This is a genomic window from Salmonirosea aquatica (assembly GCF_009296315.1).
Classification (GTDB): domain Bacteria; phylum Bacteroidota; class Bacteroidia; order Cytophagales; family Spirosomataceae; genus Salmonirosea; species Salmonirosea aquatica.
Map to the genome: position 1 here is coordinate 5,310,150 of NZ_WHLY01000002.1, position 22,087 is coordinate 5,332,236.

At 51.1% G+C, this 22,087-nt stretch carries 15 protein-coding genes and 1 pseudogene; 5 read left to right on the forward strand and 11 right to left on the reverse strand.

From position 1 onward, the window contains the following. Positions 1–14: 14 nt before the first annotated feature. Complete coding sequence (gene queG / locus GBK04_RS22870) at positions 15–953, reverse strand: tRNA epoxyqueuosine(34) reductase QueG (RefSeq protein WP_152763734.1); 939 nt, start codon at positions 951–953, stop codon at positions 15–17. Positions 954–1,042: 89 nt separating this feature from the next. Here queG and GBK04_RS22875 point away from each other — a divergent pair, with 89 nt between their 5' ends. The 3 genes from GBK04_RS22875 (at position 1,043) to dnaJ (ending at position 4,432) form a co-directional block, all read left to right on the forward strand. After that, a complete protein-coding gene (locus GBK04_RS22875) occupies positions 1,043–2,392 on the forward strand; it encodes a sensor histidine kinase (RefSeq protein ID WP_152763736.1) in 1,350 nt (449 codons plus the stop codon). 229 nt (positions 2,393–2,621) lie between these two features. Next, the gene (locus GBK04_RS22880; RefSeq protein ID WP_373331245.1) at positions 2,622–3,233 is read left to right on the forward strand and encodes a nucleotide exchange factor GrpE; all 612 of its coding nucleotides are present in this window, start codon (positions 2,622–2,624) and stop codon (positions 3,231–3,233) included. A 38-nt stretch (positions 3,234–3,271) separates the two neighbouring features. Next, on the forward strand, positions 3,272–4,432 hold the full coding sequence (dnaJ, locus tag GBK04_RS22885) for a molecular chaperone DnaJ (RefSeq protein ID WP_152763738.1): 1,161 nt from the start codon (positions 3,272–3,274) through the stop codon (positions 4,430–4,432). A 171-nt stretch (positions 4,433–4,603) separates the two neighbouring features. On the opposite strand, the gene GBK04_RS22890 is transcribed toward dnaJ, so the two are convergent. From GBK04_RS22890 to GBK04_RS22925, 9 genes and pseudogenes are all read right to left on the reverse strand, one after another. Beyond that, positions 4,604–6,913: a DUF2723 domain-containing protein gene (locus tag GBK04_RS22890; protein ID WP_505952497.1), complete on the reverse strand. Its 2,310-nt coding sequence runs from the start codon at positions 6,911–6,913 to the stop codon at positions 4,604–4,606. A gap of 78 nt (positions 6,914–6,991) precedes the next feature. Continuing rightward, positions 6,992–7,572 (reverse strand): annotated as a pseudogene (locus GBK04_RS31615) (glycosyltransferase family 117 protein); the annotation flags it as partial. Positions 7,573–7,812: 240 nt separating this feature from the next. Next, positions 7,813–9,150 (reverse strand): ABC transporter permease, encoded by a 1,338-nt coding sequence (locus GBK04_RS22895; protein ID WP_152763740.1) that lies wholly within the window; start codon positions 9,148–9,150, stop codon positions 7,813–7,815. Positions 9,151–9,264: 114 nt separating this feature from the next. Next, positions 9,265–10,179 carry an ABC transporter ATP-binding protein gene (locus GBK04_RS22900; protein ID WP_152763742.1) on the reverse strand — a complete coding sequence of 305 codons (915 nt, stop codon included), beginning with the start codon at positions 10,177–10,179 and terminating at the stop codon, positions 9,265–9,267. A 217-nt stretch (positions 10,180–10,396) separates the two neighbouring features. Then, positions 10,397–10,834 (reverse strand): hypothetical protein, encoded by a 438-nt coding sequence (locus GBK04_RS22905; RefSeq protein WP_152763744.1) that lies wholly within the window; start codon positions 10,832–10,834, stop codon positions 10,397–10,399. Between the two features lie 166 nt (positions 10,835–11,000). Beyond that, positions 11,001–12,482: a biotin carboxylase gene (locus GBK04_RS22910; protein ID WP_152763746.1), complete on the reverse strand. Its 1,482-nt coding sequence runs from the start codon at positions 12,480–12,482 to the stop codon at positions 11,001–11,003. A gap of 104 nt (positions 12,483–12,586) precedes the next feature. Next, positions 12,587–15,349, reverse strand: a complete 2,763-nt coding sequence (locus GBK04_RS22915; RefSeq protein ID WP_152763748.1) for an aminotransferase class I/II-fold pyridoxal phosphate-dependent enzyme — start codon at positions 15,347–15,349, stop codon at positions 12,587–12,589. A gap of 110 nt (positions 15,350–15,459) precedes the next feature. Next, positions 15,460–16,416 carry a carbon-nitrogen hydrolase family protein gene (locus tag GBK04_RS22920; RefSeq protein ID WP_152763750.1) on the reverse strand — a complete coding sequence of 319 codons (957 nt, stop codon included), beginning with the start codon at positions 16,414–16,416 and terminating at the stop codon, positions 15,460–15,462. A gap of 121 nt (positions 16,417–16,537) precedes the next feature. Continuing rightward, a complete protein-coding gene (locus GBK04_RS22925) occupies positions 16,538–17,860 on the reverse strand; it encodes an aspartate aminotransferase family protein (protein WP_152763752.1) in 1,323 nt (440 codons plus the stop codon). Between the two features lie 479 nt (positions 17,861–18,339). Here GBK04_RS22925 and GBK04_RS22930 point away from each other — a divergent pair, with 479 nt between their 5' ends. Together GBK04_RS22930 and GBK04_RS22935 are read left to right on the forward strand one after the other, a co-directional pair. Continuing rightward, positions 18,340–19,605: a C45 family autoproteolytic acyltransferase/hydrolase gene (locus GBK04_RS22930; protein ID WP_152763754.1), complete on the forward strand. Its 1,266-nt coding sequence runs from the start codon at positions 18,340–18,342 to the stop codon at positions 19,603–19,605. A gap of 85 nt (positions 19,606–19,690) precedes the next feature. Continuing rightward, on the forward strand, positions 19,691–20,995 hold the full coding sequence (locus GBK04_RS22935; protein WP_152763757.1) for a dicarboxylate/amino acid:cation symporter: 1,305 nt from the start codon (positions 19,691–19,693) through the stop codon (positions 20,993–20,995). Between the two features lie 81 nt (positions 20,996–21,076). Here the strand turns inward: GBK04_RS22935 and GBK04_RS22940 are convergent, their stop codons facing one another. Further along, entirely contained in the window at positions 21,077–22,057 is a 981-nt protein-coding gene (locus GBK04_RS22940; protein ID WP_152763759.1) for a GIY-YIG nuclease family protein, read from the reverse strand. Between the last annotated feature and the right edge of the window lie 30 nt (positions 22,058–22,087).

The window sequence follows — 22,087 nt, forward strand, 5'->3', positions numbered from 1 at the left end:
AGGTGTTTTATCGTCTACTTCACAAACCCCACATTCCGCTTCAGTCCTTCCAGTTTTGTCCGCTTCACAGGCGAGCGGCGAAAGATTTCCTTAAAAACTTCCTCGGTGATTTCTTCCCAATCGGAGTTCGTCATGCCCTGTAATTCTGGCGAAAGGTTGAATTCCGGGGTATGATGCGGCCGGGAAAAACGATTCCAGGGGCAGACATCCTGGCAGATATCACAACCGAAAATCCAGTTTTCAAATTTGCCCTTTACTTCCTGGGGAATCGCTTCCTTAAGTTCGATGGTGAAGTAGCTGATGCACTTGCTGCCATCCACTACATAGGGCTCGGTGATGGCGTCGGTGGGACAGGCGTCCACGCACCGCGTGCAGGTACCGCAGTAGTCGGCTACCGGACTATCGGGTGCCAGGTCGAGGTCGAGGATCAGTTCGCCGATGAAAAAGAAGCTACCCATGTCGCGGTTGAGCAGATTGGTATGCTTGCCTACCCAACCCAGTCCGCTGCGGGCTGCCCAGACTTTGTCCATGACGGGAGCCGAATCAACGAAGGCCCGGCCATGTACCTCACCGATATCGGTCTGGATGTAGGTTAGCAGATCCTTCAGCTTGTCTTTTAACACAAAATGGTAGTCTTGTCCGTATGCGTATTTGGAGAGTTTGTAATCGTCGGAGCCTTCGGGCAGGCGCTCTTCAGGGTAGTAGTTGAGCAGCACCGATACCACTGATCGGGCGCCATCCATAAGTTTGCGCGGGTCGAGGCGTTTGTCGAAGTGATTGGCCATCCAGGCCATCTTTCCGTTATAATTGTGGTTCAGCCAGGTTTCCAGGCGCGGGGCCTCCTCTTCCAGAAACTCCGCGCGTGAGATGCCGCAAAAATCAAAGCCCAAGGCTTTGGCTTTGGTTTTGATGAGCGTCGCCCGTTCAGTCTGGATTAGGTCGTCAGTTGTCATAGGGAATAGAAAGCAGGGGAATCCTCAACAAAAGTAATTGCTTCCCGGCCTGAGAATGATAGATTTGTAAAAAAGAACCGGCACACTACATGCAGACGTACGAGGGACTTCGGTTTTTTCTGGATGGTATGCTCTACATGATGGCTCTGTTTTCATTACTGAGCTACCTACAGCAACGCAAGGCGATTTACTGGCAGTATGCTCTGTACATCGTATGCATCACTTTTACCTTCTACCTCAATGACCTGGATTACGGACGGGTCGATTACCAGCCCGGAACCAATTACCTCATATCGGTACTGGAATCCCTGGCTTTTGCCATGTATATCAGTTTTGCCATACAACTTATCGGGATTCGGGAAAGTGACCCGCGAAGTTACCGTATTCTGCGGATCATGCTTCTGGTACTGGTCATCGAAACCGTTTTCGAAAGCTTACTCTTCCTGGGGGGAGCATCCAACGGAATCAAGAGCCTGAGCTACACTCTGTTTCGCTTTGCGTTGGCCGCGGGGGCGCTGGTGGTGGTACCACGTCTGCTGCAGCTCCGGCAGCCTGTGGTGTCCTATTTCATAACGGGTTCGCTACTGTTTGTGGCGGGCTGTTTGCTGGCACTTTTCATCAATTACATTCCGGCTATTTTCACCCGTTCGCTCGACAGTCCGTTCAGCTTTCCGGTTACGTATATGGAGTTGGGGGTCGTGGGCGAGGTACTGTGCTTTACATTGGGTATGTCGCTCAGGAACCGGGAAAACGAACTTGAAAAGATCAGAGTACAACAACAGCTTATCGAGCAACTACGTGAAAACGAGCAAAAACAGCAAAAACTTCTGAAAATCCGGGATGATATCGCCCGAGACCTTCACGACGAACTCGGTGCCGACCTGGCGAGCATTAGTATGGTAAGCCACGCGGCGGTCCACCAGATGAACACGAACCCCGCGCTGGCACGGCAGTCGCTCCGGCAGATTGGTGAAACGGCCCGAAAGGTGATCCGGGTTATGCGCGAGATCGTATGGAGCCTGCATTCGGCCCATGATTCGGCCGATCATTTTGTGGTACGGCTGCGCGAAACCGCCCATACTATGTTCGAACACCATCCCATTCAGCTCCATTTTGATTTCGGGGAAGACAAGGCCACGGTACCCTCATTTGTCCGACGGGATTTGTATTTGATTTATAAGGAACTCCTGCATAACACATTGCGCCACGCCGAAGCCAAAAATGTTCACATTCAGTTCAATGCTACGCGCGACACGATCGAACTGTCGGTGCAGGATGACGGCTGTGGTTTCGATATTACGACTTGTCCGCCCGGCAACGGACTGTTGAGTCTGCGGCAGCGGGCGAAAACCCTGCACGGACACCTGACCATCGACAGTAGTGCCACGAAGGGTACCCTCACCTCTTTTACCTGCCCCGTATTGGAAACCTCGCAATGACCGGGCTTTTAATGAGCAGGCTTTGATGCATTGATTGGTACTATGATAACGGAAATGTCAATCTGGCAGAAGTGTAAGGCTGGCAAGTTTATTTTAACGTACTATGGTGAATTGAAAATTTGACCCAAATATTAATTGTTATATATTTGAAGGTCAGTTAGTTGAAAGAATTAATTTTTGTACTATTTACTGATATTCCAGTTTTTAACAGTAGCATACAGGTAATTTTATGACAGAGAATAACAATCCACAGGAAGATATGACGTGGGGATCGTCGGACTATACTGACAATCCGGAAAAACGCAAAACCGACACTTTTGCGGATGAATTGTCAGAAACTGAACTTTCCGGAGCCGAAACAGAAGCGGCAGACAGCTTTAAGACCGAGTTGAGTGCCGAGGAAAAGCTCAAACTGGAACTGGCCGAATTAAAAGACAAGTACATTCGGCTCTATGCGGATTTTGAAAACTTCCGCCGCCGCACTGCCAAAGAGCGCTTGGAGTTGTTGGGTACTGCCAACGCCGATCTGATGAAGACTATCCTGCCCATTGTAGACGATTTCGAACGGGCCACGCAGTCTTTCGACGCTACCACCGAAGTACAACCCCTCAAAGAAGGTGTGGCACTGATCCACAACAAATTGTACAAGACCCTGGAAGCGAAAGGCCTGAAAGCGATGAAAACCGTCGGTTTGCCGTTCGATGCCGAATTGCACGAATCCATTGCGCAGTATCCGGCTCCGAGCGAAGAGTTGAAGGGCAAGGTAGTGGACGAAGTAGAAAAGGGTTATTTCCTGAACGATAAAGTAATACGCTACGCGAAAGTCGTGGTGGGGGCCTGAGCAAAGGCGAATAAAGGGTACTGTTTATAAAAAATCACATGGCACAGAAAAGAGATTATTACGAGGTATTGGGCGTGGACCGTAAGGCAACGGCTGAGGACATTAAAAAAGCCTACCGCAAGCTGGCGATCAAGTTTCACCCCGATAAAAATCCCGACGACCCCACCGCCGAGGATAAGTTTAAGGAAGCCGCCGAAGCATACAGCATTCTGAGCGACGATGCCAAACGCAAGCGTTATGATCAGTTCGGTCATGCGGGTGTGGGTGGTGGCGCCGGGGCAGGGGCCGGAGGTTTCGGTGGCGGCTTCACGATGGAGGACATTTTCTCGCAGTTCGGTGATATCTTCGGTGGCGGAGGTAGTCCTTTTGGCGATATGTTCGGTGGCCAGGGTGGGGGACGTCGTCAGCGACGGGGCTCTGACCTACGCATCAAACTGAAGCTGGACCTCAACGAGGTAGCCAACGGAGCGGAGAAAAAAATAAAGGTCAAGCGCCACGTGACCTGCGAAACCTGCGGGGGAAACGGCGCAAAGAATGGTACCGCCCTCACGACCTGTTCGACCTGCCAGGGTAACGGTCAGGTACGTAAGGTTGTCAACACGATGCTGGGTCAGATGGTGTCGAGCAGTACCTGCCCTACCTGTAATGGCGATGGAAAGATTATCACCGACCGCTGCGACGTGTGTGCCGGTGAAGGCCGCCTGATGCAAGACGACCTGATTACGCTCAATATACCCGGTGGAGTAGGCGATGGTATGCAGCTCTCGATGTCGGGCAAGGGGAATGTACCCCAGCGCGGCGGAGCACCGGGTGACCTGCTGATCGTAATCGAGGAAGAGGAAAACGAACAACTCAAACGCGACGGCAACAACGTGGTGTACGATATGCACCTGAGTTTTGTAGATGCCGCCCTAGGTACCTCCATGGAAATTCCGACGATCGATGGCAAAGCCCGCATCACAGTAGATCCGGGTACGCAGGCGGGTAAGATTCTTCGCCTCAAAGGCAAAGGCATCAAAGACCTGAACGGCTACGGCCGGGGTGACCAGCTGGTTCACGTGAATGTGTGGACACCCCAGCAGTTGTCTTCAGAGGAGCGCAGCGCTTTGGAAACGTTTCGTAACTCACCCAATTTTCAGCCCAAACCGGGCAAAAATGAAAAAGGCTTCTTCGATAAAATGAAGGATTTCTTTCATTGAAAATTTAATTGTGAAGGAGAGAATAGGTGATTGAATGAATTGAAAATCACTTTTTTGTTTTAATAAAAATGCCCTTCCACGTGTCAGATGGAAGGGCATTTTTATTTATGATAACGACTCTTTTTTATTCTCTCACCATGGGAAGGTCTCCTCACTCATTTACAGTCAACCTTATTGCTGCATTACGTTAAAACCCGTAATATGTTTCTGGAAGATGGCGTCGTATTTCTTTGCCGCTTCTTCCTGACCGGATTCACGCAGGGCTCCCACGATGGATTGCAGAATGTAGAGGTCGATGTTGTTGTCACGCCGATTGCCCGCGCCGTTTTCCTGGGCATAGTTCAGATTCTCGTCGGAGCGGGCGGCCATTGTTTCGGCAATCTCCATTGCTTTTTTGTTTTCGCCCAACTGGAACAAGGGCCGGATGTAATTGGCCGTAATCTGATCGTACGGAATACTTTTGTCGGGCATCACCGTCAGAATTTTGTTAAGGGCCAGCTTGGCTTTATCCATTTTGTTTTCGGCGATCAACTGACCCACCAGGCGCAGGAAAGCGATGCGGGCCGTGAACACCGGTGAGCCCAGGTAGGTGTTGTCGTAATAGCTATTGGGGTTATCCAGCTCACGCCACGCCATTTTGGTCATCAGGTTATTGTACATCAGGTCGGAGTTCACGTAGCCATCGTTGGCACCCGGCACGAAAACCGGAAGCAGCCGGTAGGCATAGCCTTCTACCTGCATGTATTCTTTCAGATTGAGATAGTTGCTGGTCGCCAGCGTAGAAGAGAAATAAATGGGGCGTTTCCAATCGTTGGTGGCGATGATATCCAGCATGATCAGATCCGACTTGTAGAGGTCGTTTTTCCCGATTGTCCAACTGATGGAGTCGCGCAGGAAAGGAGCCACGTCGGGCTTCAACAGGTTCATCTTACTGACATTGGCTACATTGACGGGTAAAAACAGCACTGAAGAAGGCAGGATGGCAGTCATGTCGCCACTGGTGAGGGGTACCTGAATGGCCCGATTCTCGGTCTTGACCAGGCCAAGGTACTCCTTCAGGTTGATGCCGCCCTTCACGCCGGGAATCTCATAGAACGGTACAATGTCGTTCTTACCGAACATGTAATTGTCGTGTTCCAGCGAAATAGGCAGTGGCTGCGACTCGTAGGTCTGGCGTTTCATCTGATCGATGTACCAGTCAGTACCCAACAAACTAAGGTTGCAGACCCGCACATCGGTACGGAAGCCCTCCACTTCCTGCACGTACCAGAGCGGGAAAGTATCGTTGTCGCCACCCGTGAACAGGATGGCATTGGGGGCACAGCTATTCAAAAGGTTTTTGGCAAAATCAACCGAATGGTAGCGGTGGCTACGGTCGTGATTACCCCAGCCCTTAAAGCCCATGATGATCGGCACGATCAGTCCTACCGCCGTGGCTACCCCAGCCCGGGCGGTGGCGTTTTTCAGAAACGAGGCGAGCCCTTCCGCCACGGCGATAACACCGAAGCCGATCCACATACAGAAAATATAGAACGAACCTACGTAGATGTAATCCCGTTCGCGTGGTTCGGTGGGTGGGGAGTTGAGGTACACCACCAGCGCGACACCCGTCAGGAAAAACAACAGGCCCAGCACCAGCAGGTCGCGTCGACGGCGGAAGTACTGGATCACGATTCCGATCAGCCCCAGGATGAATGGCAGCATGAAGTAGTTATCGTGCGCTTTGTTATGGGCGATCGTAGCGGGGAATTTCTTGAAGGCATCGAACGGCAGCAGATTGCCCGCCCCTTCCTCGTCGCTTTCACGGCCCACGAAATTCCACATGAAGTACCGCCAGTACATATGTCCGATCTGGTATTTAAACATGAAGCCCAGGTTGTCGGCCATCGAAGGCTTCTGCCCCTCGGCCAGGTTCTCCATTTGGCGGTAGAGCTGGGGGTGGTTACCCTGGGTGCTATACATCCGCGGGAGCAGCATGTTGGAACCCGCTTCGTATTCGTATTCAGGACGGTAGTCATAAATGACGTACTTGTCTCCTTTTTTGCGGTAGATGGGCTCGCCCCGCTTCTGGCTAATAGGCCGGGCCACGAAGGTAGGGCCAAACAACAGCGGGCGGCTGCCGTACTGCTCGCGCTTGAGGTAGGACACAAAGCTCAGGGTACCATCGGGGTTGTTTTCGTTAATGGGCGGATTGTAATTGGCCCGTACGAGTACCATCAGGTAGCAGGCGTAGCCGATCAGCACGAAGGCCAGCGACAATAATCCGGTGTTGAGCAGGACATTCCCCTTGATATGGGAGTAGCGAATGCCGTAGATCAGACCGCCCAGGAACAGGATGACGAAGAAAATGGTACCGCTGCCGAAAGGTAGCCCTAGGGTATTGACGAACCGGATCTCGAACCAGCCCGCCAGACTGGGCAGGCCGGGAATGACGCCCGAGTTGATGATAACGAGAATCAGTCCACCCGCGACAAAGGCCATCAGGCCGCCGAAAAAAGTTATTTTTTGGTATTTTTTATAGTAATACACCAACGCCAGGCCGGGGATGGTGACCAGATTGAGCAAGTGAACGCCGATGGAAAGACCCACCAGGTAGGCGATGAAAATCAGCCAGCGGTTTTCGGCGGCCGGATCTTCGATACGCTCCCACTTGAACACGGCCCAAATGACGATGGCCGTAAAAAATGACGACATACCGTATACCTCGGCCTCCACCGCCGAGAACCAGAAGGAGTCGGACCAAGTGTAGGCCAGCGAGCCTACCACACCCGCTCCCAGCAGCAGTACCGTATCGGCCAGGGAAAGGTTTTCTTCCGATTTGTTCAAGAGCTTCAGCCCCAGCAAGGTAATGGTCCAGAAAAGGAAAAGAATAGTAAACGCGCTACTCAGCACCGAGACCATATTGACCCAATAGGCCACCTGGGTGACATCGCCCAGGGCCAGCATGGAAAAGAGTCGTCCGATCAGCAGAAAGAAGGGTGCTCCGGGGGGTGGGGTACCTGCAGCTTGAAAGCACAGGCGATAAATTCGCCACAGTCCCAGAAGCTAGCAGTACGTTCGACGGTAAGGGCGTAAGTCAGGAAAGCAATCGCGAATACAATCCAACCGGTGAGGTTGTTAAAGCGGTTGAAACGGGTCATTTTACTAGTTGAAAGTTGAAAGTGGAGAGTGGGCCGTGGGTGCTTTTCTCACGACTACTCGTAGAACCTTAGATTCAGGAAGTTGAATCCTGGTGCCAAAATTAGTAAAATAACCCCAATGGCAAGTTTTTGGCGTTCTTAAAAAAGGTTAAAGGAGGATTAATGGGCTACGCGTTTCGGGTGCGTGCGCATAAATCCATTTATGCACGCACCCGAAAGACACAGACTTTGAACTCTAGATCAAATCTTGTAGAAGATCCATTTGCCCAGCTCCTTATAGGATACCTTTTTGCCGTACATCAGGATGCCCACGCGGTAAATGCGCGAAGCCAGCCAGATGGTACCCATGAAGCCCAGCACGAGCAGTACCATCGAGAGGACCAGTTCCCAGACAGGTACCCCAAAAGGAATCCGTACCATCATGACGATGGGAGATGTAAACGGTATGATGGAGGTCCAGAAGGCCAGGCTGCCATCGGGATCGCGGAGGGCCATCTGGGCAAAAAGGAACGAAAAGACAATAGGCATCGTGATGGGTAGCATGAATTGCTGCGTATCGGCGTCGTTGTCGACGGCGGCGCCCACCGCTCCAAACAAAGCGCTGTAAAACAGGTACCCTCCCAGGTAGAAAAACAGGAAACAGGCAATGATGTAGGGGATGTTCAGGCTATTGACCGCGCTAAGTACCTCGGTCACGGGGTTGTCGTTGCCCGCCGAAGCGGCGGCCATTCCTACCGAGCCGCTGGGCATGTCCTTTTGCACCTGCTCCATCTGGGCCTTGGTACCCTCCCCAATTTTATCCTTGAAAATATAGCCCGCGGCGGTGGTAAGCATAACGGTTAACAGAATCCAGAGGATAAATTGTGTGAGCCCAACTAAGGCCACACCAATGATTTTGCCCATCATAAGCTGGTAAGGCTTTACCGAGGAAATGATAACCTCCACAATCCGACTGGTTTTTTCTTCGGTAACACCGCGCATCACCTGCGTACCGTATACAAACACCGAGATATAGATCAGAAAAGCACAGATACCTCCGATTACCGTAGCCGCTCCCGAGCTACTGCTCTTCTCGCCTTCTTCGTTGAGGCTAATGGTCTCGGACTGCACATTGACGCGGGCATCTTCGATTATTTTGCGCGTGATACCGGCTTCGGTGAGTTTGATATTTTCGATCTGGCGCTCGATGGTTTTTTCAATGTCCCTCTTCAAGTCGAGGCTTACGTTTTTGGCGGCATAAATGCGTACATTTTTGGGGTTCTCCAGCACGTTTTCGGGAATGTAGACCAGCGCGTCCACGCCTTTCTTATTTTCTTTAAAGCCCGTCTTGGCCGAATCCAGCGACATGGAAATGTATCTGAATTTTAGCTCGTCAGTCTCCTTAAACTGATTGGCGAAGAGTTGACTTTCGTCAAGTACCTCTATGGTTTTGGTTTCCTTGCTGCCAATGGCAATAAAAATGATTGCCGCGTAAAATCCCACAAACAGGAACGGCGTCAGGAAGGTCATGATGATGAAGGATTTTTTCTTCACCCGCACCAGGTATTCGCGTTGGAGGACAAGTATGATGTTTTTCATTGGAATTTATGAGTCTAAAGTCTATAAGTTGATGAGAAGGGAAAAGAAGAGTCGGGAACATTGAATTCAATATAGTCAGGCTCACGAACTTTGAACTCAATGTTCAGAACCTGACTATCCCTCGGGTACTTCGTTGACCGCGCGCATGAAGATGTCGCTCATGGTGGGGATATTTTCACCGAAGGCGTGGATTTCAATCTGCGGAATCAGTTCCTGTAGCAGCTGGTTGGCGGTACTTCCGGCGGGAAGACGGATGTCGGCGCGTTGAAGGCCCGCCGTTAGCGGCCGTGCCATTTGAACATCATAACGCTCGCCAATTCCGTTGAGGGTACCCGTGTACTCTACGAAGTAGGTATTGGTTTTGAACTGCTCCTTAATCGCTTTCTTAGGTCCGTCCAGCACTTTTTTGGAGCGGTGAATGAGCGCGATGTAGTCACAGAGTTCTTCCACGGTTTCCATACGGTGCGTAGAGAAAATGATAGTACTTCCCTTTTGGCGCAGTTCCAGAATCTCGTCCCGGATCAGATTGGCGTTGATCGGGTCGAAGCCCGAAAAGGGTTCATCCAGGATTATCAGGTCGGGCTGGTGCAGCACGGTGGACACGAATTGTACCTTCTGCTGCATTCCTTTGGAGAGGTCGGCCACCTGCTTGTCCCACCAGGTCTTGATGTCGAACTTGGTGAACCATATTTTCAGCCGATCCATGGCTTCGCTCTTGGAAAGACCTTTCAGGCGGGCCAAATACAGCAGTTGATCGCCGACTTTCATTTTCTTGTACAGGCCCCGTTCTTCGGGTAGGTAGCCAATGCGCTGGATGTGGCTGTCGTCCAAGGGCTTGCCATCGAAAAACACTTCACCCGAATCGGGGCCGGTGATTTGATTGATAATGCGGATCAGGGACGTTTTTCCGGCACCGTTCGGGCCGAGTAAACCGAAAATACTGCCCTTCGGTATGCTGATGCTTACGTCATCGAGGGCGCGGTGTTCGGCATAATCCTTGATGATGTGGCGGGTTTCGAGTAAGTTCATAGGTTCAGAATCAGGAGTATAGGGTACGGGACTGGTATAGGAGTTTCAGCCAGGAAAATGTTTGGATGGCTTGGTATCCATTGCTCAAAGTTGCAAAGGATTACTTCCCTGTACAACGGTGCGCAGGATAAAGTGAGGAGGAATGGGGATAAGTGGCAAATAATAAAAAACGAGCGGGAGGACTCCCGCTCGTTTTTTATTATTTGCACTAGGTTTTTCAGATATACTTGGGACGAACCTGAAAGAGAATCCAGCCACCGATCAGGAAACTGATGATGAGGCCGAAAATACTGAAGGTGATTGCATTGATTACCAGATTCAGAAGAAAAGCGTAGTACATCAGGTCCCAGCCCCGCTTCCGGCGGGCACGTAAAGGGGAAAAGGCCAGCAGGTAAATGACCGATGCAATGCCCAATCCGAGTATACTGACCCACATTTTCCAGGTGGAGCCGTAAGCCCCCATCCCAATAGAGGCGACACTCACAAAAGATCCGATACCTACTAGGCTCAGGAACCCGAGAATGCCAAATATTGCGCCTATCAGGGCTCCCCAGGGAGCAATCGTGACCAGTAATTCAATGAGGCTTTCGGGGAAGGCGGGGAAATTTGCGAAGACATCGCGTAATTCTTTTTCCAGAGGGAGCTGTTGTTCCATGCGTAGTCGTGAGGTTTAGGTAAATGAGAAGGGTTGAAAGAAAATTTTCACGAAAACTAGAACAATTATTGCATACTAGCAATAGTTTTAAAATGTGAATGAGTGAATGAGAGAATAATATTCCGACATTCACTCATCGTACTAGTAATCCGATCGCAATTCAAAGTCATTTAGTCAGGCTCCCGATCAACTCCGGCATCTCCCGCTTATCCTCGATCAGGTTAGAGGAGAACTTGGAGTGAATGGCAGCGATCCAGCTGCGGGCGCGGTCAGTGAGTTGGAAGTCTTCGGTCATCATGCGGCCCCGGGCTACCAGGATGCCCATGTCGGCTCCCTCGTAGAAATAGTCGCCCGGCTTGGAAATGCGGAGGAAAAACGCCTCATTTTCGCTCTCGACGGCCCGGCGGTGTGTATCCATGCGGTCGAACTGGATATGACCATTGTCGAACATATGCCAGATACCCGACTGCGGGGCATCGGTGACGTATTCGATGGTGTTCTGGGTGTGCTTGATGACCATTTGACTCCAGCTATCGGAATTTTCCTGCCGCGCCCAGCGATCGTTAATGGCTTTCACGCTGAATTCATAGTCCACGTCCATCCATTCCAGGATGTGGAACAGATAAAGGGGTGCGTCGGCCAGGGCAAACACGGCGTGGTTGGTAATCGAACTCGCGCCGGTCACACGTGGATTCAGTTCGCCGAGGTAGATTTCGCCATTGTCCTGATCAATCAAGAAATCCAGCTCAAAGTACCCCTTATAGCCTTCCTGACGCAACTGGTCGCCAAAAAGCTGGGTATATTTCCGGGCTTTCTTACGAATATCGTCCGAGAAGGAATCGGGAAAGATCTCATTCCCGCACCAGCCGCCTTTGTAGGGCGTCAGTTCCTTGAAACCGACCAATTCCGTCATTAACGGGGCGACGACGGTACCATGCTTGGTTACGCAGGCTTCGATGGCCGAACCCCGGCAGTTGATACGCTTCATGATTTTCACCTCCTCTTCCTGCTCGATTTCCTCGGCGTACTTATCGTATTCTTCCTCGTTGGAAATAAAGAAAGTCGTGTGCCCCGAATCGCCAAAGGGGGTTTGAATCACCAGATCGGTACCCAGTTTTTCGGCCGAAACTTTACCTAAATCCTGATAATTTTTCACTTTGGACAACACATAAGGTACGCAAGCCACGCCGGCTTTTTCGGCGATGCGGTTGGTATTGACCTTATTATCCATGAAGGTCCGCATTTCAGCGGGCGGAAACATAATTTCCAGACCCAGCTTTTCAGCCAGTTCTTCCGTCTTCTCATCAAACATCAGGAACATAACCTTCCCGGCCACGCCGTCTTTGGAGCGGAGTTTGATGTAGTTCTGCACTTCGGGATGCATCAGCAGGTAGTTGTTGATGTCTTCGATACTCTGGAATTCGTCATGCGGCATCTCTTCCTTCGGTGAAAACACATTGGGATGGAGCCCGTCGAAGCACTCGATATGGCAGATGAACTTGAAGCCTTTGATCCACTCATCGGCCCCCAGTAGGTTGAAGTTGGTAGCACTGATGAAATACAGGGGTACCTCGTTTTTATGAAAATACCGACGAATGTCAGGAATGCCTTTCAAAGGTGGGGTAGGGTTGATTTGTTGGGTAGTCATGGTTTTTTTTAGCTGTTGGCTAGTGGCTGATGGCCGATAGCCTTTTGGGAAAAATAGTAAAGGTTTAAAGCAATTAGCCATCAGCTAACAGCTATTGGCTAGCCTCAAACTTCGCTGACTTCCAGCGTTTTCTTCTGTTCGACTTTGCCGTTGGCACTGATCTCCACCATTTTGATTTTTCTATTCAAAACCTTTTCGGTGAAAATGCGCAGACCCAGGTCGGCGCGGAAGCCGTGGATCTCGGTGACGTCGAGGGCGATCATGAAGCGGATGATTTCCTTACTTACCACCTGACCCGGTACCAGCACCGGAAAGCCCGGCGGGTAGGGAATCACAAACGAGGAAGCGACGAGTTCTTTGCCCGCTTCGACCGCCTTGCGGCAGTCGGCCATCGAAATGTACTCGCAGTTGTCTTCGTCGTAGGCCAGGAAGTACGCTTCCCGTAGATTGCCGCCCGGTACGTCGGGAATGGCTTTGAACGAAGCATGAAAACGGCTGAAATCCGGCAACGGGGGTACATCCTGTGTCAGGGATTTTATGCGGGCGTCAGAAATTTCGGTTTCGCGCCGATTGAGCGATAGAAACTCTTCGTCGAGTTGCTTGGCAATGGTCAGCAGGGCATTGGTAAGGTAGGCCACGCTGCCGCGGGTAGTACCGATGTTGGTCATCAGCAGGACGGTGTTGCGCGAGGTTTTGTTGATTTGGATGTTGAATTGATCCATGAGGTACTTATTCTTGAAAGTATCTCCATCTACCCCCGTCCGACCGATAAACAGCGTGATTTTGGTGGGGTCGAGCATGAATTCGTCCTTCTCCCAAGCCTCCTCCATGCGGTTCCAGCCGCGCTCTTTGTCGTAGTATTCGCCCAGACCACTTTGGCGGTATTGGTCGGGAATAAAATCTTTCACCGTCAATACATCGAAGTATTTGCTGAGCTGCGGGTCGTCATTGACTTTGGCGCGCAGTACCATCGCCAATTCGATGCTTTTTTCCACCATCTCGTACCCCTCAAACTGTACCTGTCGGCGGCCCGCGTCCAGCGAGGCCAGCATTTGGTAATTCGGAGAGGTGGAGGTGTGGGTCATGTAAGCTTCCAGGAAAGTAGTCTCGGATTTTTTGCGGAAATCCTCGTCCCAGATATGGATCATGCTGCCCTGTCGGAAGCTGCTCAGTGTCTTGTGGGTACTTTGGGTAGAGTACACCCGAATACGAACCTGATCGGGATCGGGCATGCGGGGTACCTCGCCCTTGGCTAGTTGCTTGATATGTTCGCCATACTTGGTGCGGTACTTTTCAGTGCGATATTTATCGTATAGTTTTTTGGCAGTGTACATGCCCGTGCGCTGCTTGAAGATGTAAGTAAAACCCGCAAAGGCAAACCAGGCTTCATCCCAGAGAAAGATCATGTCGGGCTTGATGGCCAGGATTTCCTCCATTACGCGCTCCACGTTGTACACCAGTCCGTCGAATGAGCAGTTGGTCAGAAGCAGCATTTTTACTTTATCCAGTTGCCCGGCGGCTTTCAGTTGCAGCAGCTTTTCCTTGATCGAGGCCAAAGGTACCGCGCCGTACATCGAGTATTTTTCGATGGGGTAGGAGTCGAGGTACACGGGATACGAGCCCGCCAGCACCATGCCATAGTGGTGCGACTTATGGCAATCGCGGTCAATCAATACCAGATCTTCGGGCTCTACGAGCGCCTGCAACACAATTTTGTTGGCTGTGGAGGTACCGTTAGTCACGAAGTAGGTATGTTGCGAACCGTAGGCGGCCGAGGCCATTTCCTGGGCTTTCTTCAGGGTGCCCGTAGGTTGCAGCAAGGAATCCAGACCGCCGGTGGTGGATGATGTCTCGGCGAGAAACATATTTCGTCCGTAAAAATCTCCGAAATCCTTGATCCAGCGCGACTTAAACACCGAATTTCCCCGGGAGATCGGCATGGCGTGAAAAACACCCGTCGGTTTTTGGCTATATTCTTTCAAAGCACTAAAAAACGGCGTTTCGTAGCGCTCGCGGATTCCCCGGATAATGCCCAGATGCAGTTCCTGTAAATCCTCGCGGCGGTAATAAATCCGACGGAAAGTCTGTAGGGTACTGTCTTTCAGATCGGTGAGCGAAGTATCGGTGACGTAGTAAATGTCCAGTTCGGGCCGGAAACGCTTTACCAGTTCACCCAGAAGCGGACCGAGTTCCGCTTCGGGACGGTCTTCCAGGTCGATATTCAGTACATTTTGAATGTAGGGTTTGATGAGCGGCGAAATGTTTTCGGAAAGGAACGGTGGAGCGTAGCGAATGACAACTGCCTGAATGTTATGGTTGAAAATCAAGGCAATGAGCGCATCCTGAAAGGAACGCTGGACCAGCACGTCGTACACGAACTGTTCATTGGGAGCGCGCAAATCCTGCAATTTTTCGTGCAGGGCCGTTTCGTCGATGGCAGTCAGGTCTTCGACGAAAAGCACTTCGAAGTAATTTTTTTGTGTCCCGTTTCCCGCTTCCCGAATCTCCTGAACGCCGCCCTGCTCGCTTTCCACTTCCAGCGCCGATAGCGGATGGCTGCGGTAGGCATCGCCCACGAGTTGGCGCGTCGTAACGGCCACATTGTGCGCCAGAGCGTTGTGTTCTTCACGGTCCAGCATGTGCCGTAGCTTTTCCACCTTCCCACTGCCCGGAAAAGTATAGTACCGTTCTACCGTTTTGAGATGGTCCAGTAGCTCCTCGATGCGGGCCTTGTGTTGCTTGGCTAGCTTGGAGTCCGGCTTGCCACGCGCCAGAAAGGAGGCCTCGTTTTTTAATTCATTCCAATGGTCGAGCCGAAGCTGACCGATGCTAAAATAGGGTGAAGATTGGGGCTTTTTGGGTTTCATAGTTTGTTGATTGAATGACAGAATGATAGAGGGTTGAAATGATAGGCTAGTAGTTATTGAAAATATTCTATCATTTACCGCGCGGCCGCTATGCCGGAGCAGTCATGCCATCATTCAAAATTGATTTCGTTAGTAAGCGCCTCGTCGCCTTTGTAGCCGATGCCGCTGACGGGAATTTCCAGGTCGGCTTCCTTTTGTTTGAGTTCAGTCAGCTTGTTCAGCCGGGTAGGTTTGATAAGCGGGCCGAGCGAGTCGAGGTAAGGATGCTTGGCCCCAGGCTGGTAGATCTTGAAATCGCCGATGTGGTCGCGGAAACTTTTCAGGGGTTGACCCAGGCGCAGTACCCCCAGCTCCCGGCTGCGTTTCACGCGTTCGATGTTCAGCTCGAGGGGGAAAATCTCTTCCGTCGTGCCGGCTTCGTAGATGACCCGGCCGTCGGGACCGCACACGATGGAGCGGCCAATGCCGCCCGAATCAAGGCCGTTTACATCGAATAGGTAGCATTGGTTCACAGTGGCCATCGCGCGGGCAATGGAAAGTTCTGCGTCGCGGTCGATGGTACCCGTCATGGTCGGATGTAGAATGACTTCGGCTCCCATCACGGTCAGTGTACGGATAGTTTCGGGAAACCACATGTCATAACAGATCGACACCCCGAAGCGACCCACATCCGGCACGTCGAACACGCAGAATTCGTGGCCCGGCGTCACGCCTACCTCAAAGGGATAGAAGGGGAACATCTTGCTGTATCGTGTCACGACTTCACCCTGGGGGTCGATCACCGTGGCGGTGTTGTAGTGCTTGCCGTCCCTTTTCTCAAAGATAGAACCCGGCAACAACCACACGCCATGCTTTTTGGCCGCGGCCCGCATTTCTTCCTCAAAAAGCCCCGGTACCTCCTGAGCATGGTGCAGCAACGGACCGTAAGCGCACAATTCGCTGAATACCACCATTTCCACCCAGGGGTAAAGATTCATGGCGATGTCCAGTTTCAGTTTCATCAGTTCGACGTTGGCGTAGGTCGCCGACACCCGCATCTGTATTCCGGCAATGGCAAATGGTTTCAATTTGTAGCGTTTGGTTGAATGGTAATTTTTTTGAGAAAAGGCTGAAAAGAGAAGGTTAAGAGCCATTAGTCGATGAGCAAAGTCGGAATAGGATACGATTTGACCCTTGACCTTTTAACCCTTAACCCTTTTCCTTTTTGACTCCGTTAATGATCTCCTCCTCCATAATATCCAGCCCTCTTTGGTATTGCTCGTTTGTGATCACCAGCGGAGAAAGTACCCGGATGATATTTCGGAAGGTACCGGCACTGATGAGAATGAGGCCGCGTTCGGCGCAGGCCGTGACGATTTGGGTACAGAGGTCGCCGTCGGGTTGGGTGGGGTCACCATTTTTGACAAACTCAATCGCATTCATCGCTCCGAAGCCACGCACGTCACCGATGGCAGGTACCTCTTGCTGTAGTTTTTCGAAACGCTCCATGAACATTTTGCCAATTTCCTTGGCGCGGGCGTTCAGGTTTTCTTCTTTCATTAGTTTGATGGTGGCCAAAGAAGCCGCGCAGCAGATCGGACTCCCGATGTAGGTACCCCCGATGGTACCTGGCCCGGCTGCGTCCATCACGTCGGCGCGTCCCACGACTGCGGCAATCGGCAGTCCAGAACCCATTGATTTGGCGTAGGTACTGATGTCGGGCTGGACGCCATATTCCTGCCAACTGGCCCAATTCCCCGTCCGGGCGAAGCCACTTTGTACTTCATCCAGGATGAGCATGATACCGTGCCGGTCGCAGTAGCTGCGGAGCCCTTCGAGGTACCTTGGCGGGACGGAGTAAAAGCCGCCCTCGCCCTGGATGGGTTCGAGAATAACAGCCGCCAAACTGCCGGGAACGATCAGATTATGACCACTTTCGTCGAGGCGGCGTAATTCCTGATCAATATATTCGTCGAGGCTCAGTCCGTTGCCGTAGCGGTAGTAGTTAGGAAACGGAAGGCGATACACTTCCGGCGCGAAAGGTCCGCAGTCAATCTTGTAGTTGATTTTGCTGGTGAGCGTCATGGCCATCATCGTGCGGCCGTGGTAAGCATCAGTAAAGCAGAGTACCCCCTGTCGTTTGGTCGCCATGCGGGCGATCTTGATGGCGTTTTCCACCGCTTCTGCTCCCGTGCTGACCAGCATGGCTTTGGTACGCTCGCCGTGGGGCAGTAGTTCGCACAGCTGCTCACAAAGTTCGATGTAGGGCTCGTAGGTAACGACGTTGAAACTCGTGTGCAGGTACTTACCGGCTTGCTCGCGGATAGCCGCCACGACGGGCTCGGGGCAGTGACCGGCGTTGACGACACCGATGCCGCCTGCGAAGTCGATGAGTTCCTGGCCATCTTCGTTGGTAATAATGGCGCCTTTGGCGTCGCGTACTGTAGCGGTATTGAATACGCCCACGCCATTGGCGACTGCATTTTTACGGCGTTCGAATAATTCCTGGGATTTGGTTAGCTCGGCTAGCATGGAAATAAAATCAGATTACGGTTTAATCAAAGAGATTTACGAAGATCTCCGGTAGTAGAAATCTTGCTTAATTACAAGTATTGAAAAGAGATGGGTTGTGTGTTAAATTGATTTAAAAGAAGAAGGTGCCAATTCTTCTTTTCAGGCAAGGTTTTCGGCAAAATTGAATCGGCCTACCCACTGGCGCTGACATGAACTCTCTGAAAACTAGGAGCAACCACCGGGTCCCAGGAGTCGCCTGTTGCCTGTAAATGAGAGGATTGGAGTTGATATATCGAATAGGGGAGTACCTTGCATAAATTGTATTTGGATCACCGGGGTATTTCCCAATATACCATTAAATACCGTCAAATGAAAACTTTGGCCCAAACAACTCGTACCTTTAAGCGTTGTAGACCCGTGTCTTCTCCACAAATTTTCATAAACTCATTCGGAAAATTTATTTCCATTTCCGGATGAGTTTCACTAAAAAAACTTTCATGCTACACCTTGATTTTAATTCAATATCCGAATCTATACTGGGCCCGAAATGGCAAAAACTTTTCAATACCCACTGGCCCGCCTACCGGGCCTGGTTCCAATCGAAAGGAGCCGCGACTAACCCCGATTTACACACTTCGGTAGCGCAGCTGCGCCACTATATGCCCGAAATGATGCCGACCTACGAACGCATGTGCGAGTTGGCGGGCCATGATCCCATCGCGGCGCGTTTCCTGACGGGTTGGCAGCCGCCTGCCTACATTTCGGGTTGTTCGCAGGTCGTGACGCAAAATCCGCCGCAACTGGTCCGCAATTATGATTATCACCCCAATCTGAGCGAGGGTACCTTACTGCACAGCGCCTGGAATGGTAAAGCGGTGATGGCTACGGGCGATTGCCTGTGGGGTGTGGTGGATGGCATCAACGCCGATGGACTGGTGGCTTCCCTCACGTTCGGGGGGCGCAAGGTGGTAGGCAAAGGCTTCGGTATTCCGTTTATCCTGCGCTACGTACTGGAATTTTGCAGCACCGTGGACGAGGCCGTCGCGGCTCTGCAACGTGTTCCCTCGCACATGGCCTATAACATTATGCTTCTGGACAAAAGCGGCGCTCACAAAATGCTGCAGATAGCGCCCGACCAAGCGGTAGTGGTCACGGACGCACTGGTATCCACCAACCATCAGCACAAAGTCGATTGGCCCGAACACGCGCAGTTTTCCAAAACGGTGGAGCGTGAAAGGTACCTGCTGGAGATGCTGGCAACGGCCAACCTGGAAGCCGAGGATATGGCGCAGACTTTCCTGCACCCTCCTTTGTACGCCCGTCGCTTCAACGAAGGCTTCGGCACCATTTACACGGCGGTGTACCGTCCGGCCGAGGGCTACCTGGAACTGCGCTGGCCGGGCAAAACGTTGCGGCAATCGTTCGACGGATTCCAGGAAGGTATTACTACCGTACATTATTCAGAAAGTGTGCAGGCCATTCCTGTCCCCGCCACCCAAATGGGTACCCCCGCTGCCGCAACACCCGCCTATGTACCTACCGAAACGGACGAATACTGGACGCAATACGGTCAGGCCTGGGCTACGGGCGATCCCACGGTGATGGCCAAAAATGTGGCGCAATCCATCCTGAGTGCCACCGGCAAGGCCGACGATGCCCAACTGGCCAAACTGCTGGAACTTTTCACCTCGGAAACCAAAAAGCGTGGCCAGATTCCCTGGGAGATGCTGGCTGATTTGTGGGACGAACCGGTAGCGAGTTAGGGGGTATATCCGCTATGAAATTGTATTTCCGGGCTGAATTGGCGATGTTTAGGGAATTGTTACTCCTTAACCCTCCTGATTCCCTATGAAAAAACTTGCGCTGCATTGGCAGATCCTCATCGGCATGGTACTGGGCATCCTGGCCGGATACGTGTTTTCCAGGTTTGCTTGGGGGAGTAATTTCGTAGTGGCCTGGATCAAGCCCTGGGGTACCATCTTCATCAATCTACTCAAACTTATTGCCATTCCGCTCATCGTGGCCTCGCTCATCAAGGGCGTGTCGGACCTGGACGATATCCGGCAACTTTCCCGGCTGGGTACCCGTACCCTGGGGTTGTACATCCTGAGTACCCTGCTGGCCGTATCACTCGGACTAATCGTTGTGAATCTGGCGCAGCCGGGTAGTTTTATAGAAGAAGGTACCCGCACGGATCTGATGGCCAGTTTTGGGGTAAACGCCGAGCAGAGCGTAGGCAAGGCCGCTGAAAATCAGAACAAAGGCCCACTGAGTGCGCTGGTCGATGTGGTACCGGATAATGTGATCGGTGCCGCCGCCTCCAATGGCAACATGCTGCAGGTGATTTTCTTTGTGGTATTTTTCGGCATTGGCCTGATCCTGATTCCCACCGATAAGTCGGAACCCGTCAAGCGTTTTTTCGATGGGGTCAATGAAGTAGTCCTTAAAATGATCGACCTGATCATGCTGGCCGCTCCCTACGGCGTATTTGCACTTTTGGCCGCTCTGGTGGTGGAATCTCCTTCGCCCGATGTATTCAAGGCCCTGGCTGCCTATGCGCTTACGGTGCTATTCGGACTGGCGGTACTGGTTTTTGCCTTCTATCCCACTTTAATCAGACTCTTCACCGGTATTTCTTACGGTGATTTTTTCCGGGGCATCGCGCCCGCCCAACTTTTAGCTTTCTCGACCAGTTCCAGCGCTGCTACCTTACCCGTAACGATGGAGCGCGTGGAGGAACATATCGGTGTGGAGAAAGAAGTCGTGTCGTTTGTGTGTCCCGTGGGAGCTACCATCAATATGGACGGTACAAGCCTGTACCAGGCCGTGGCGGCGGTGTTCATTGCGCAGGCTTTTGGCAATGACCTCACCCTGGGTCAGCAACTCACTATCGTCCTCACGGCTACCCTGGCCTCCATTGGCTCCGCCGCAGTACCTGGCGCAGGTATCCTGATGCTCGTCATTGTACTGGAATCCATCGGTGTCAATCCGGCGGGTATCGCGCTGATCTTCGCGGTGGATCGTCCGCTCGATATGTGCCGTACAGTGGTGAATATCACCAGCGACGCCACCGTAGCGATTCTGGTGGGAAAAAGCTTAGGAAAACTGACGGGCCCGAAGGTGAAGGAGTGGGACGATCATTTGGTGGAGTAGATGGTGGGCGTTATATCTAGCAGCAATAAACTCCAATACATTGAGCAAATGGGAGCGATCGCCCCACGACATATATAAATTTCAAGATAAGATATCTCTAACTAAGTCGAAGCAGTGAAAGGGTGAATAGATGGTACCGCCTTTGCGCATCAAGCGAAGATTGAAATTCTTAATAGAGTTGATTATCAATGAATTTGTAGTTAAAAAGCTTTCGAATTCAATTAGATTAGAAAACTCAAAACGTACTTGGTCAGAACCACCCGCTCTGTATTTTGACTCAAAAATTCTCATCGTGCTATATTTTCTATGAAGATTTTTGAGATCAGTTTTTCTATTAAAAAGCCTACGGGATAGTACTACGAAGCAGAATTCAGTTTTCGTTTTCTTTTCGTATCCCATAACCAGTGCTTCCATAGCATTGATATTCAAGGAAATGTATCTGGGGAATGTGTTGGCATTTGTAGATGGTAAGCAACTTAACGACCAGAAAGACAACTCAGTCATTTTGTGCGCAGGTAGGCAATTAACCAAGTAAAAATTCAGAATTCGTTTGAGTTGGATATATATAGGTACCTGCCTCAATTTTTCGAAATTGTGACGGTATTTTACTCTATGCTTTATGTTTACAACTGAGTAAATATTCGATACTTCATTTTGAGAATGGGTATTGGTAGTCAACCAATTTTCCTGCTCTAATGGACTGATGATCAAATCAAGATCTGTATCACCCAGGATGTTTGATACAAAGGTTTTATTGATCAACAATAGTCCTAGCTTTTCGGCCTCGAATATCAGTTTTTGCTCAACATCGTTTAGATTTTCCTTTTTAACTGGTAAGAACCAAAGCTGATAAATGGTGTCGTAATTTTTCCTATGTTGGGAAAATCTTCTGACTACATCAATGGCTTGGCCAATGTAGAAGGTGCTATCTGAAAAATTGAGAAGATAAATTCCACAACGATTTTTAGAGGGCGGGAATAAGTCTGAAATGGAATATCTTCCCTGAACTGATATTGCATCATCAAATTGAAATCCCAAATGATTTATGATATTTGATGACATGACATAGCTGATTTATCCATTGATGACTTG